Below are 15,547 nucleotides of genomic sequence, written 5' to 3' on the forward strand. Positions count from 1 at the left end.
AACGAGCCTAAGCCATCCGGAGCACTGATCGTAAATGTATTGCCAGTTGCCGTACCATCTTCTTGAACGCTTTCATCACCTGTAGCGCCAGCATTATTGTCATCAATGGTAACAGTTGGCGCACCGTCACTTGTTCCAGTGACAGTAATCGTTACGGTGGTAGTCGAGAAGCTTCCGTCGTTATCTTTTAAGGTGTAGCTGAATGTATCGGTGGCTGCTGCGCCTTCAGCAAGTGCTGCCGCACCTGCACCTGGGGTGTAAGTATAAGAGCCATCCGCTTGAAGTGTTAACGAACCAAGCGAGCCTGCAATTGAAGTATTAACACCACCAGAGATATCGCCGGTTTGTGTACCGGCAACTACGCCGGTAATCGCTGCTGGATCAGCGCCATCTACATCGGCACCACCAACATCGGTACGAACATTACCAGTTGCATTAGTTACAGCGTTGGTTGAATCCGAATCGGCATTAGCAACAGGCGCGGTATCTGTAACTAAAATATCCAACACGCCTGAAGCCGTGCTGCCCGCTAAGTCTTCAATGGTAACCGCAAAAGCGTCAGTAATTTCTCCACCTGCATGGTCTTTTGCTGTTCCGCTCGGATCGTAGTTGTAGGTCACTACGCCGCTAGGTGGATCGTAATTGGTGATAGTCAAAGTGCCTTCGCTGCCCGCAACATTAATGTTACTGGACGATGCATTCGCCAATGCTGCAGCACTAATAAGCTGCCCGGCAATGGTAAAGGTTGCCAAGCCATCTGGCGCACTGATAGTAAAAGTATTGGCGGCAATGTTCGAGTTTTCCGCCACACTTTCATCACCAGTAGCTGCGCCATTGTTGTCAGAGATAGTGACACTCGGATCACCATCATCTACAGGGTTAATGGTTATTTGTAACTGAGAGTTAACTGTGGCGACTCCATCAGTGACCTGATAATCCACCGTAGGGCCTGCACCGTTATAGTTTGGTGCAGGACTAAATGTATAACTGCCGTCACTGTTTAAAGTGAAATCACCAATGGCTACACCAGCCTGAGTAACAGGAACTGTTGTGCCTACTGCGTAGCTTGTGCCACCGATACTAAAGCCAGTTACAGTAGCTGGGCTTGGCCCATCTGGGTTGCTGCTATTATCTAGAACATTGCCACTGGTAGGAGTGTCTTCGTTGGTACTGACACTTTCGTCGCCATCCGTTAAATCGTTTACCGCTCCTACACTCAAATTCAAAGTTGAGTTTACCGACGATGCACCATCACTTACCGTGTAGTTAACAGCCGGAACAGGGCCGGCATAGTTGCTGGCAGGATTAAAGATAAAGCTGCCATCACTGTTAAGCGTAAGCTCGCCTACGGTTACACCACCATCAACAATAGTAGCAGTATCACCGGCCACATAATTTGTACCGCCGACCGTAAAGCCTGTAACTTCAGCTGGCCCAGGGCCATCTGGGTTTACGCTATTAGTAAGGACGTTATCTGACAAAGGTGTGTCTTCGGGTGTAGAAAGAATTTCGTCGTCATCACTTAAATCATTCACCGCACCAACGGAGATAGTTAAAGTAGAAGAGACCGTATCAACTCCATCGGTTACGGAGTAACTGACCACAGGAACCGGGCCGTTATAATTTGGCTCTGGTGTGAAGGTAAACGAGCCATCGGTATCAATAAATAAACTACCAACACCGTTTATCGTGGCTGTTTGACCAGGAGTATAGCTGCTGCCATCAACAGTGAAGCCCAGCAAAGTTTCGGAAGGTCCATCTGGGTTGACAAGATTTGCCAAGATATTTCCGGTACCCACAGTATCTTCAGGTACCGTCACAACTTCGCTGCCGTCGCTTAGAATATTGGGCGCAATAACCGTGATATTTAAGGTAGAGGTAACCTCGTTAACGCCATCACTAACTGTGTATTGAACTGCTGGCACTGTGCCCGCAAAACCAGAGCTAGCACCAAAACTGTAACTGCCGTCGGCGCTAATTGTAAGCGAGCCTACTCCTGCAATAGTGACCGACTCACCGGCCTGATATTCTGTTCCGTTAAAAACAAAACTAGTCACCACCGCCGGATCCGGACCGTCTGGGTTATCGGTATTCGCTAGAACGTTACCCAAATTAGTTTCGCCAGATAAAAGCGTAGCGGTTTCGTTACCGTCATCCAAAATATTGGCCGCATCTACATTGATGATCAACGTCGCAACATCAGTAGAGCCGTCCGCGTCTTGCATTGTGTAAGAGAATGTATCTTCCCCAAACGCACCAGGGTTAGCAGTGTATTGATAACTGCCATCAGCATTTAAGACCAATGTTCCCTTGTCAGAAACAATTGTTTGCCCTACTCCGGTATTGCTCTGTTCAGCGCCGTCGCCACTGACAACACCTACTACAACTGCGGCGCCCGCGCCATCGGCGCCAAGCTGATCAGCCACACCATCAGTATTGTTTGCATCACCAGCTGCTACATCCTGAGCTGTAATTACATTGCCCGTAGCCTGTAAACTCACATCAACAGCATCGTTCTGGTCTTGCGCTATCGGGGTATCATCAATAATCTCGATAGTTAAAGTCGAGCTGATATCGTCAGCTGTATTGCCATCACTGTCACTGATCAATACGGAAAAGTTTTCTTGTACCGTTCCTAGACTATGATCTGCAGCCTGATCAAGTTCGTAACGGTAATTAATACTATTAGCGTCGACTGATGTGATTATTAGTCGCCCGAATTGGCCTTGCACTTCGGATACTTGCAACTCGCCATTGACGATAATATTAATACCAGAAATTTGCACAGTGGCAGCACCATCACCAGCGAAGTATTGAATCGCACCTGCTGTGATGTTCGAACCATCTCCCGCCGATGTGCCGCTGGGCAAACCAGCTTCGCTAACTGTATTCTGATTCGCACCTGAGCCATCAGGGCCCGGAGGTGCAATGTCTAAACTTGGAATTGCATCGATATTGATCGTGAGGGTTGCTGTGGATAGATCACCATCCGCATCACTGACTGTGTAACTGAATACGTCTTGGCCAGTTGCCTCTCTAAATGGCGTGTATTGGTAGGAGCCATCAGCATTTAAAATCAAAGTACCTTTATCAGAGCTAAAGGCTTGACCGACATTGCTGCCATCGCTGACCTCAGCGCCCGCTCCGGTCGCAACACCCACAACAACGGAAGCGGCAAAGCCGTTTATCCCTCCGTCATCAGCATTGCCATCCTCGGTATTGCTATCGCCATTGGCGGTATCAATACCTGTCACCACATTACCTGTAGCTACTCCTAGACTGTTTACAGAGTCGGTATCATCAGTAGCCTCAGGTACGGAATCAAAGGCATCGGACTGCTGATTGGGGTCAGTAAACTCAGTGCCAGGAGCATTAGTTTCAAAGCCGGCCAAAGGGATTGTTTCTTCGCCAGTAAGCACGAAGCGCACACCCGCACCTGCTGCGCTACCTGATCCTGAAGAGGTAGGAGCCGTGCCAGCCGCCGTTGCTGGCAGCAAATCCTCTAGGTTTAGCCCTTCTTCTAGGGCCTGCTCCAAACGGTCGAAATCCACGCCTTCATCAATTGAATCATCAACTTTGTTTGACTTAATCAGGTCCAATAAACGCTGATTAATATCGATTTGTTGCTCATGACCTAGCACCAACATTCCGCCAGCAAACTTTACCAATACCGCTGAATCTGGGCCGGTATGCAGAATTTGCCCCTTCGTGACGCTGTCGCCCACAGAGATGGAATTGCCATTTTGATCTACGGTTTTGCCCTTTACTGCAAAAACAACCCCCTTTTGATCACTTATTGGCAAATTTTGAACATCTTTAGGTGCAATACTAGTCACTGCAATTCCCTCTAAAACAGGTCAGAACTCTCAAAAACACTTCAGCTAGATAACAAGGCGACATAACAAGCAATTGTTGTTATAGCAATATACATTTTATAGCCAAAATGTGATGCACGCCACAAAGTGGTAGTCCGTCCATCCGCTCACTAAACCAAATGTACGTTTTTATAAGAACTTTAGTGTTAACGAGGGTTCGAGTAGCCAGAGTATACTTGGTGCCTGATAATATGATGCACTTCCAAGAAGCAAAGCTCCTGTTGAACAGCCAAAGGGCCTTATCAGCCCCCAGCCACTCGCTAACCTGCAGCTAACAACATCTGCATAGATTGCCACTTCGCTTCACCTAATCTTATCAGCTACTGCAAGGCTCTAATCCCGCACAGAACCTAATCTCAAAGCAATTTCACGATCCAAATCAACAAAACGCTATATAAAACTCAGCGTAACTGGAATTCCCAACACCATAGCCGAAACTACCCCAAGCCCCCTTTAACCTGGAGTATCACAATGCCCAAACAGCAGAGCGGCACAGCACAGACGTTGCAGAACAAGGAAGTGATGCTTGATGACGATGAATTTATTGTCAGCAAAACCGATACCAGCGGTAAAGTCACCTATGTGAACCGCACCTTTATGTTTGTATCGGGATACCTTGATACAGACATTGTTGGTAAACAACACAATCTGGTCCGCCACCCAGATATGCCGCGCGGCGTGTATCGCCAAATGTGGGCCGAGCTTAAAGCCGGAAATGAATTTTTTGGTTTTGTGAAAAATCGCTGCAAAGACGGCTCGTTTTATTGGGTTTTTGCCAACATCACACCCGACCATGACGAAACAGGAGCTCTTCGCGGATACTATTCTGTAAGACGAAAAGCTAACCCTAAAGGCATTGCTTTTATGGAGCCGATCTATCAAGCCATGCTTGAAGAAGAAACAAAAGCTGACAAGAAAAGTGCGCCTGATAGATCCTGGCAAATAGTTGAAGATTATTTAAAGGAAAAAAACCTTAGCTACAATCAGCTGGTGCTATCACTGGATGAATAGAAAACGAAGGTAGGAGAAAAACACTCGAAGGTAGAGAACCCACCTTCGAGTTAAGCTGTGTTTAGCTCACAGCTTGTGAGTAAGAATCTATCGCACTCACCACTTCACTCGAAGCAGTTTGAATCTTATTAATAACCTCACCCGTCTCTTGGGCCAATTCAACACCGTGTAGAGCTTGCTCTAAGGTTTTACCCATACTGGTCGATGCTGAAGATGTATCCTCTTGGATGGAGTGAATCATTGTTGATATTTCAGAGGTAGATTGTGAGGTTCTCGCCGCCAATTGCCTTACCTCATCAGCAACTACCGCAAAGCCCCTACCCTGCTCACCTGCACGGGCCGCTTCAATAGCAGCGTTTAATGCTAGCAAATTAGTTTGATCTGCAATCTCTTGGATGGTGCTAATAATAGAGTTAATTTGAGTAGAGCGTGCGTTTAGACTTTCGATATGCTCAGATGATTGCTTCACGGAACCCGCAATATTATTCATCTCTTGGGCGGCGTTTTCGATAACAGTGCCGCCTTGCTTGGCGATATCTAAAGTTTCACCAGAAATCTTTCTGGCGATTGACGCGCTCTCTTCAGTGCGGTGCGCCATCTCAGTTTGCTTTGTAATATCAGAAGCAAACTTCACTACACGGAATAAACGCCCCTTGGTATCGTAAACCGGATTATAAGAAGCCTCTAACCACAATACACGACCGCTAGCATCAACACGTTTGAATTGCCCAGCGGCAAACTGGCCATTATTTAGCTGCTGCCACATCTGCTTATATTCATCGCTAGCAACCAATTCGGCATCGCAAAACATACTGTGGTGCTTACCCACAATCTGTTCTTTGCTGTAGCCCACTGTGCTTAAAAAGTTCTCGTTACAATCGATAATAGTACCGTCGGGTTCGAATTCGATAATGGCAGAAGATCGGCTAAGAGCATCCACTTTGGCCTTAATTGACTGCTGCTCCATCACGCGAGCTGTAATATCAGCAGCGAATTTCACTACCCGTTCGACCTGACCGTTATGACCACGAATTGGATTATAAGTCGCCTCAAGCCAGACCACTTCACCCTCTTTATTTACCCGATCGAAACGTCCGGATACCAGCTGACCTTTGCGCAGATCTTCCCAGAATTGACGATACTCTTCGCTCTGAGCATAGTCTGGCGCGCAAAACATACGATGATGCTTACCCAAAATTTCATTGAGCGAGTAGCCGGTTGTTTTTAGAAAATTATCGTTAGCCTTCAATACATTACCGGCAGGATCAAACTCGATCACCGCCATAGATTGATCAAGCATTCCCAGCACAGATTTGCAGGCTCGCAGCTCTTCCTTTAGCTGGTTGTTTTCTCTCTCTAACTCTGCAGAACCAAATCCAAACATTGTCGAACACCCATATTATTAAAACGTGATATTAAGTTATCGCTTAAATCCACCATAACTTTAGGTTATTTGCTTAATTATTGCGCACCATAACCGTGCATATACCCAAGCAGCCAGAAGCGGAGCGCCCTTCAGTAAGATTTCACTTTGTGCCATTGCGTCTAAAGCAACTTTTAATGGCCTATATATTCACTCTAGCAGTTTCTGGGACAAGTATTTGCCGTTCGTCAAGTGGTCGTTCTAATTTGAATGCGTTATGCATTACCACCAGAAACAGGCAATTTGATAGCACATTGGGCATGTGCCAAGGGTGTTGTAGGGCAGCAGCTATTCAGCCTTAGATGGCATAACTGATACAACTGCACTAGGAGTGATTAGCGGGCACGATCAGAAAAACAAGCTAGGGGCTTAACCTGTCTTGCAACACATAACCCAAGGTGCGAACCGATTCCATTTGCCATGTTTTAAAAATTGTCTAGCTCACTAAAGGCAACAACTTTTGCTCTAAACAAGTTGCCATTAAAAAACTCAAACACATGAGTCATGAGCCACATTGTTAAAAACGATTTTCATTCTCAACAACTTTTAGTAATTTGAACGTCTGCCTACTAATACTAGTAATGCAAGCACTACAGCCCTCGTTAGATAATTACATTTTTACCTTTTAGACCTGCAGCCCAATTTGTGGAAATCCCATATTTTGCGGTAACAGCCTGTAATCGCCTTAGCCTAGAAAAACAGAATAAGGTTCGCCAATTATTTAAGTAGAACAATTTAGGGAAAGCAACATTATGTTTAGCCAGGGGTCATTAAATAGCAAGATTCTTCATCTGTTACTATTTCTTGGGGTAGGGCTTTTCAGTTCTGTTTCTAAGGCCGAGGATTATCAGGTTACAGGAACTACCATAAGTGGCGGCACCAGCAAAGTGATTGGTTCCACCATGACCTTTGAAGTGACTGTGGAAGAAGTGCCAAGCGGAAACTCCCCTAGCAGCGTGCCAGTTTCCCTAAGCAACACAGGAGGTTCAAGTTTGGGATGGAATGCCGGCCCCAATTGTACTCCAGACCTTACTCCTCCAACTACAGGCTTTACTTGTACCGCTCCGGTCGGCGTAGGCAATCCCATTACTTATACTTTTACCTCCGCAGAAATTGCACTTGCAGATAGTTATAACGTTTCTGCAGACATTAGTGGACCTAACTGTTCTTCAGGCTGTACTGGCAGCAGCGCATTTACAGTCTATGAACCAACAATAACAATTGCCCTCGCAAGCGGCGGCAGCAGTGTAGTAGAAACTGATTCAGGCAGTTCTAGCGTAGTAGTTGACTTTACACTTAGCGAGCTTCCCGCAGGAACAGGCTTTGTTACCAGTGCTTACGAAGTGCTTATTACAAACACACCGTTTGCCAGTAATCCAGCAGCAACTCAGACGAGTGATTACACACTGCCGAGTACGCCACCTTATCTCAGCTGGGACTCTAGTAGCTCACTTACGCAATCAATGACTATCGATATTGTTGGTGACACAATTCCGGAAACAAGCGAATCAATCTATATCGTACCGGGGGATATTTTTGGCATTCAATTCACAGGCCCAACGCCTCGCTTCGAGCTAGAAATACTTGATAATGATTCACCACCAGGTACTCCCGAGGTTAGTGTTACCTCTGCTAATAGTATCAATGAAGGAGCCGGCCCCCTCGTAGCTACCGTTAGCATCGATCAACTTCCTATTAGCCTTACCAATGTAGATTTGGTTTCTACATCTGGCACATCACCAGCCGCCAGTAACGATGACTTCGAGGAGAAAACGGTAACGATTCTTTTTGATGGCCCAGGCCCAATTTCTAGCCCGAATTACACTATTATCAACCCAACCACTGTACAGGTTAACTTTGGCATTACGGATGATAGCGACGTTGAAGGTAATGAAAATTTCGATATCTTTCTTAATCAAGCAACAGGGCTAACAATCAGCAGCACCGATGGCTTTCAAAATATCAGCATCATAGATAACGACGCTGTTGCTGCGCCGCCGCAAATTAATGCCAGTAGCCAAAGAAGCTTTGCGGAAAACTCTGGCCAAGCCAGTATTACTTTTACTCGCACTGGAAGTACGACAGGCGCCCTGAGTTTTGACTTTGCCACAGTGGATGCCAGCCCAATTATAAAATCGGCAGCTACCAGCAGCGGCATTGCAACTTCCGGAGCAGACTATACTAGCACCAGCACTACGGTTAGCTGGTCTGCCGGTGAGGCCGGCAACAAAACCGTTAACATTCCAATTATTAACGATAACTTATTTGAAGGTGATGAGACCTTCCAAGCTCTAGCAAGCAACCTAACAGGTTCCGCAAGTTTTAACTTCGACCCTGCAATGGTGCTCACTATCGAGGAAGATGATGTTGAACCTGGCGGAGAATTTAATTTTAGCGCTGCAAGCTATGACGCAAATGAGGATGCTGGCACAGCCACTATTACGGTAAGCCGCATTGGCGGCAGCAATGGAGCCGTCAGCGTAAACTACGCGACCAGCGATGACAGCGCCAGCGCCTCTAGTGATTACAACTCAAGCGCAGGCACTTTAAACTGGGCAGCTGGCGACACCGCAGATAAAACCTTTAGCATTGCTATCAACACGGATATTCTGAACGAGCCCACCGAAAAAGTAATACTTTCATTAAGCAGCCCTACTGGCTCGGCCACCCTTGGTAGTCAAGCCAGCGCCGTTTTAAACATTCTTAATATCAACGAACCTGGCTCCCCTGAAATTAGCAAGGAAGATATCAGTGTTACCGATTTTGATGGCGATGGTTTAGTCGAAGTGGTATTGGACGCTACCGGTAAAATTGTCAGTGACAACCCGATCAACGACGTCAACTGGATCAAAGATGGCGATACTATCGCCACAGGAATGACAACCAGTGCGAAACTTCCCATTGGTACTCACCCCCTACGAGTTGTAGCTACCGATAACAACGGCAAGATGGCGGCGGTAGATTTTATTGCTGAGGTGAAAGAGCTCGATCCAGAAACAACCCGCATGCTAAGTGACACCTCTGGCCTGAATACCGAGCAAGGCACAGTGGCCGGCGCCCTAGATGATCTTTGCCCACGCCTGTCTGAGCTAGGTCAGCAGAACGGTTTAACGACAGGGCAAAACAATCTCCGTAATCGCTGTGAGCAACTACGTGATCCTGACCTGGATGATGCTGATATTGTTGATGCTTTAGATCAAATAGCCGGTGAAGAAGCCGAAGCCATAATTATCACCGCGGCACGCTTTACTAATATGCATCAAAGCAATCTGCGCAACCGCTTTACCCAGCTACGTCGTGGCGGCAAGACATTGATTGATGTCAGCGGCTTAAATATGCGCCTTGATGGCGGCAGCTTAAACGGCAATATGTTTGCAGCCGTAGGGCGTAACTTAATTGGCGGCGGCGCTGCAAGTGGCGACGAAGCTGAGCCTGAAATTTATAGTGACTCACGCTTTGGCCTATTCATGAACGGCAATATTTCTTATGGCGAGCGAGACCCGACCAAAAACAACAGCGGCTTCAAGCTAGATATTGAGGGCATTACCGCAGGTATGGATTATCGCTTTACCGATAAATTTATTGGCGGTATTGCAATCGGCTACTCAAGCAGCGATCTCGATTACGCTAACGATGGCGGCGTTTTGGAAGGCAGCAGCACATTCTACTCAGCGTACACCTCCTACTATAGCGATAAGAATTATTATATCGACAGCAGCCTCACCTATGCGGATTCCGATTTTGATGTCACCCGTCACATCAAATATCGAGATATGTCTGGCTTAGTAGACTTACGACGTGGCGGCAGCACGAGCGGCGAACAATTGCTGGCCACTTTGGATTTTGGCTGGGATTATAACAACGGCCCTTGGACATTCGGCCCCAACGGTAGCTTCAGCTATAGCGACACTAGTATTGACGGCTATGCGGAACAAGGCGACTCGGGCTTAGAACTACAATACAGCGGGCAAGATAACGTCACAGGTACTCTAGGCTTAGGCTTCCATGGATCTCGTGTATTCTTGATGGACTGGGGCGTACTTATCGCAAACCTAAACGGCAACTACTACCGCGAGTTTAAAAACCAAAACGGTATTATTCGTGCTAGTTTTGTACATGATCCATTTAGATTAGATAGCACAAACCCAACTCAAGAAATGCTAATTGTTTCAGATATTCCAGACCGCAATTATTTTAGCTTAGGTCTCGGCTTAGCTGCACAATTTAAATATGGCTTATCAGGGTTTATTGACTACCAATCCCTTCTTAAAGCCGACAATATAGAATCAAGAGAGCTGGCCTTCGGCCTGCGCTATGAAGCAAAATTTTAAAACATCTTAGCCTCAAACAAAAAAAGGCCAGCAATTGCTGGCCTTTTTCATGGATAATGACTCAGCTTCGACGGTGATACCAATTTACAGGTTTAGAATATTTATCAACCTGGTCAGCGACATCCAGCACTAAGGCGAAAAGCGCCATGCGCACAAGCACACCGTTATCAGCCTGCCTAAAGATGGCCAAGTTTGGATTCTGGTTTAAATCATTATCCAATTCATTTGCACTTTCACGAGAGTCTCGCGGCAATGGGTGCATAATAACGGTATTGGGTTTACAAAACTGAGTGTAAACCGCTTGGTTCAGTCGAAAGCGCCCACGATAAAGATCGGCCTCTTCCTGACTAGAAAAGCGCTCTTCTTGGATACGCGTTGCGTAGGCAATATCTTGATCACCTAAACTTGCCGCCAAATCATCGGAGATAAGCACCGAATGCCCGGCTTCACGCAATTGCTCAATGATCGCCTCAGGCATAGCTAGCTCCGGTGGTGAAACCATGGTCAGCTGCACATTCTTATAAAGCATTAGTAACTTACATAGCGAATGCACTGTACGGCCATGCTTTAAATCGCCGATCATAGCGATACGCAAACCATCGATATCCCGATTGTTGGCCGCAAGCTCTTTCTTAATGGTATACAAATCCAGCAAGGCCTGGCTTGGATGCTCATTTGGGCCGTCACCACCGTTAATCACTGGCACTCGGCTAGCAGCGGCGAACTCACCCACAGAACCTGCTGCTGGGTGGCGCATACAGATCACATCACTGTAACCCGATAGAACCCTTGCGGTATCGTATAGCGATTCACCTTTTGCGATGGCCGATGATTCAAAGCCCGTAGTTTCACGCACCTCACCCCCAAGTAGGTTAAAGGCGCAGCCAAAACTTACCCTGGTGCGAGTACTGGGTTCAAAGAACATATTGCCCAGAATGGCCCCCTCCAGCACACGGGTTACCTTATGGCGCAATGCATAAGGCTCCATTTGGTCGGCTACTGAGAATACTCTTTCGATGTCGGCTCGTTCGAACTGACCGATTGAAACGATATTGGCGCCTTTAAAATCCACATAACCCCCTAAATTAGCCAAAACGCTGCCCTACAGGAGATCTATGCAACGATGCAGGCAGCGAAAAAGAAACCGGCGTATTGTAGCTTGTTGTAGCCACCTTCAACAGCATCCTATGGAAATGGCCGCTTCCACGCACTAACTGCGGAGCTTTGATTACTAAAGAGTCTAATGTTTTCGCTAAAGGCTAGTTTTATATGACCGATATACCCTACACAACTTTAATTTTTAAGAATCGTGACCTACAGTTATAGAGTAAAACAGCCTGTAGGCTGGGCCGAAAAGGGAATGCCCCATCTATGCGGCCCGCGCAGTATCGTTGAAAGGAACCAAAGTGGCTTTAAACCAAGAAAACCTCATCAAATTTTGCAGTGCCGGCTGCGCTGGAAGAGTTCTGAATAATCAGGAGCTGCGCTGGAGTGCGCCCAGCCTGTTTGATGACATTTTCGAGCTTTCATCAAGCTCTCAACTCACCTTTACCCATGGTGAGCTGCTAAAAGCCACTATTCAAATGGCCTCGTCAATGATTTTCGCCAAAGACGACCCAAAGGGGGTTTCCCCGCTCGCCAAGGCAATTCGCCGCTGGCGCGATGAAGAACGCTTCGACACCCCAGAAGAGGCCGAAGAGGTTCTCAGCGAACTATTAGTGCAAATGGTAGACCAGCGCTATAACGAGATCCAAACCATCATACAAGACTGGCGTGAGTACTCCCGCTCGGTGAGAATTTGCAGCTTCAGCGCTAAAGCAGAGAACATGAGCGCTTGGGAGCACTATGGCGCAGCGCACACTGGGGCCGCACTAAAATTTCGCGGTAGCGATCATGACGATAGTGACTTTAACTACCCAGAAAAGGTTAACTACAAGGGTATTTGCCCAGAAATTACCACGCTTAAGCAACAGCTCAACAACATTGTGACCGCCAATGCGGAAGATCACAAAGATGAGTTTAGGGGCAAGCTTCTACAAAAAGCTCCGCATCAAAAAGACGTCGCAGAATGGCGCTGCTTTCGCTACCAAGAAACCGAAAAAAACAGCGACCCTAAAACTTGGTTTGAAGATGTTCACTTTGAAACCGAAGACCTTGCCGCTGTTTATTTTGGCGCCTTTATGGACGAAAAGGCCAAGGATGTCCTAATGCGTCTTTTGCAAAAGCGTTATCGCCGAACCAAAATATTTCAAGCAAAGATCGTCACCGGTAAGTTCGAGCTAGAGTTCGAGCGCATTATGACAGTGTAGGTGATGGCTATGCCAGCAAGCCATCACCATAGGCTTCCAGCTGATCCAGCAGAGCCGCCTGTTTTTCACTAAGACCAGCTTGCTCTCGCCACCAAGCAATTCTCTCAAAAAAATCTTCTAAAGTAATGGATGCCCCAGCTTCTGACTCAGTCAAGCGAGCAAAGCGAAAGGCCTCCCACTCTTCGGCTTCCTCAGCCGTTAAACTGTTTGGAAAGTGCCTAGCCTTATAGCGAAACAAGAGCGCTTGCAAACGTTGATCTTGAAACTGGATACCGCTATCGGCTAGCTGATTTTCATCGGCCTTGCGCACCCGCTCCATCACGGCCTTATCGCCATCAGCAAAAAAGCCCTCGTAAAGCATTCGCTCGGGATCTGTCTGCGGAGAAAATTCATTATGGGAATATACGTTTTGTAGCGTTGCCAGCAAGCCACCTTGCAAAATAGCTTTATTAATCTTGCTCCAGTTTTGACGGCACTGTGCCAAATTGATTTGCAAGCGCTCTTCTTCGGCGTCTTTTACCATCGCAGCGGTAACCAACATTGGGCTTTTGTTCAAATGAACAAGTTTTAAAGCTATGCGATCGATACCTTCAGGCAGCTCTGCACTTGGCGCATACAAACGCTGAATTATTTCCTCGGCTGGCAAATTGAGCAAAGGCTCCGGATCAACCATAAGATCGTAGCAGATTACCGCGTTCTTATTTTTAGGATGCATCGCGATAGGCATTACCAGTGCAGAACAGAATCGTTCCGCAGGAAACATAGAAGAAATATGCAGCAGAGGCTTTCGGCTCTGTAAATCAATAAGCTCCATAACCTTGCGTTTATCTCGCAAGCCATAAGCATAGTTGTACAAGCCTGCCTGTTTTTCCTTCAATAATTTCGCCAATGCGATCGTGGCGTAAACATCACTTAAGGCATCATGAGCGGCCTCATGAGCAAGACCATTGGCGGCCGATAGATGCTCTAGTTTAAAGCTTGGTTTGCCATCCTCATGTTTTGGCCATTCAATGCCTTCCGGTCGCAGTGCGCAACACAGGCGCACGACATCGATTAAATCCCAGCGAGAATTACCGTTTTTCCATTCACGCTCATAGGGGTCGTAGAAGTTACGGTAAAAACCATAGCGGCTCACCTCGTCATCAAAGCGAATACTGTTATAACCCACACCGCAAGTACCTGGAGCGGCCAATTCTGCTGCAATAGCCGCCATAAACTCAGGCTCAGACAAGCCCTCTGCCAGAGCTTTTTGTGGGCTAATACCCGTGATTAAGCAGGCATCAGGCTTTGGCAGCGTATCGCTACTGGGTTTGCAATACACCATCAGGGGCTCACCAATGATGTTTAGATCTTCATCGGTCCTAATGCCTGCAAATTGGCTGGGCTTATCTAGGCTCGGCACTTCACCCCAGGTTTCATAGTCATGCCAATATAGTGTATTCAAGTGCTGCTCCCCTCGCTTAAAGCGGCAAATAGTTCATCGCTGTATTTTGCCATGACTAGATCGTTAAAGTGCAGACCTTTTACAAAGTGAGTGTGCCAGCGTATTTCGATTTGCCGATAACTAAAGTGGATTTCTGGGTGATGATCGCAATGCTCCGCCGCCACTGCTAAATACTGAACAAACTCCAAGCCACTTAAATAGTCACTTGGGCTATAACTACGACAGATTTCCAGATTATCCACAACACGCCATGCATGTTTCGATAGCTTTAGATCGTGAAATAGATCATCCACCTCTTTGACGTTGAGCGCCTTGGAGTTTTTGCTATAAGACTTTAACTTGGGCAGCTGAAGCCCGGGGAAGGGAGAGTAAAGATTGGGATCAACAGACATGGGGATAAGCTCGTTGTTCAGGCTAGCCCATAATGGCCCAGCACTATGCTGGGCCGATCAAAGCCAGGACTTAGATTGACTTACCCAACATGCGGCGTAAAGTGCCGTCTTTATCGATCACATGGTGCTTAACGGCTCCAATTACATGTAGGGCAATAGCTACAATTAAGATATCACCACCCCAGCCATGCAAGCTGTGAGCAAGACCCGCCAATGACTCATTGATCGGTGCAATTTTAGTAGGGTCAACAGCATCGAAGTTTTTACCAAATAACTCCAGGCCAAAGACATAGACACCACGACCACCCATAGCAGACATTAACACACCTGAAATAGGCATCAATAGCGTACCAACAATCAATAAATAGTGAGTAATTCTAGAAAGAATATTCTCAATCGCTGTGTACTGGCTAGCAGGCTCTGGCCAGCCATTGCGCATACGGTTAATAACTCGAGGCAACACCACCAAAAGAATCAGGACGCCTAAAGACTTATGAATAGGGTAAAGAGAATAAACCTCGTTCTCTTCCATATAAACGCCAACGGCCAGCAAGCCGATCATCATCAGGCCCACTACCCAATGTAAGGCAACTGTGGTTTTGCTTAGTTTTTGTGCGGTATCAGACATAGCTACTTCTCTTATCAAAGGTCTTATCTAAGGCTTTAAATCTATTGCGTTAAAACACTATTTTTAGAGGGGCATTATATGGCAAGAATGTGAAGTAAGTGTGCATTAGGCCTTATTTGACCTTACGAGACGAA

General features: G+C 46.8%; 9 protein-coding genes. 3 read left to right on the forward strand and 6 right to left on the reverse strand.

What is annotated here, in order from left to right; all coding sequences use genetic code 11:
- Window positions 1–3,836, reverse strand: a 3,836-nt coding sequence (locus Q1A08_RS20210; protein WP_299776216.1) for a retention module-containing protein, incomplete at its 3' end; no start/stop codon positions are given.
- 510 nt (window positions 3,837–4,346) lie between these two features.
- Here Q1A08_RS20210 and Q1A08_RS20215 point away from each other — a divergent pair.
- Complete coding sequence (locus tag Q1A08_RS20215) at window positions 4,347–4,886, forward strand: PAS domain-containing protein (protein ID WP_299776217.1); 540 nt, start codon at window positions 4,347–4,349, stop codon at window positions 4,884–4,886.
- 61 nt (window positions 4,887–4,947) lie between these two features.
- Here the strand turns inward: Q1A08_RS20215 and Q1A08_RS20220 are convergent, their stop codons facing one another.
- Window positions 4,948–6,270 carry a PAS domain-containing methyl-accepting chemotaxis protein gene (locus Q1A08_RS20220; RefSeq protein WP_299776218.1) on the reverse strand — a complete coding sequence of 441 codons (1,323 nt, stop codon included), beginning with the start codon at window positions 6,268–6,270 and terminating at the stop codon, window positions 4,948–4,950.
- Window positions 6,271–7,061: 791 nt separating this feature from the next.
- Between Q1A08_RS20220 and Q1A08_RS20225 the strand changes: the two genes are divergently transcribed.
- Window positions 7,062–10,640 (forward strand): autotransporter domain-containing protein, encoded by a 3,579-nt coding sequence (locus Q1A08_RS20225; protein WP_299776219.1) that lies wholly within the window; start codon window positions 7,062–7,064, stop codon window positions 10,638–10,640.
- A gap of 61 nt (window positions 10,641–10,701) precedes the next feature.
- Here Q1A08_RS20225 and Q1A08_RS20230 read toward each other — a convergent pair whose 3' ends face one another.
- Window positions 10,702–11,712, reverse strand: coding sequence for an aspartate carbamoyltransferase (locus Q1A08_RS20230; RefSeq protein ID WP_299776220.1), 1,011 nt, complete (start codon window positions 11,710–11,712; stop codon window positions 10,702–10,704).
- Window positions 11,713–12,046: 334 nt separating this feature from the next.
- Between Q1A08_RS20230 and Q1A08_RS20235 the strand changes: the two genes are divergently transcribed.
- The gene (locus tag Q1A08_RS20235) at window positions 12,047–12,949 is read left to right on the forward strand and encodes a DUF2971 domain-containing protein (RefSeq protein WP_299776221.1); all 903 of its coding nucleotides are present in this window, start codon (window positions 12,047–12,049) and stop codon (window positions 12,947–12,949) included.
- A 7-nt stretch (window positions 12,950–12,956) separates the two neighbouring features.
- On the opposite strand, the gene sbcB is transcribed toward Q1A08_RS20235, so the two are convergent.
- From sbcB to Q1A08_RS20250, 3 genes are all read right to left on the reverse strand, one after another.
- Window positions 12,957–14,393, reverse strand: a complete 1,437-nt coding sequence (gene sbcB / locus Q1A08_RS20240; protein ID WP_299776222.1) for an exodeoxyribonuclease I — start codon at window positions 14,391–14,393, stop codon at window positions 12,957–12,959.
- Entirely contained in the window at window positions 14,390–14,785 is a 396-nt protein-coding gene (locus Q1A08_RS20245; RefSeq protein ID WP_299776223.1) for a 4a-hydroxytetrahydrobiopterin dehydratase, read from the reverse strand. The genes sbcB and Q1A08_RS20245 overlap by 4 nt, the downstream gene beginning before the upstream one ends.
- Window positions 14,786–14,855: 70 nt before the next feature.
- The gene (locus tag Q1A08_RS20250; RefSeq protein WP_299776224.1) at window positions 14,856–15,413 is read right to left on the reverse strand and encodes a cytochrome b; all 558 of its coding nucleotides are present in this window, start codon (window positions 15,411–15,413) and stop codon (window positions 14,856–14,858) included.
- Window positions 15,414–15,547: the final 134 nt, after the last annotated feature.

This window comes from uncultured Pseudoteredinibacter sp. (assembly GCF_947500695.1).
Taxonomy (GTDB): domain Bacteria; phylum Pseudomonadota; class Gammaproteobacteria; order Pseudomonadales; family Cellvibrionaceae; genus Pseudoteredinibacter.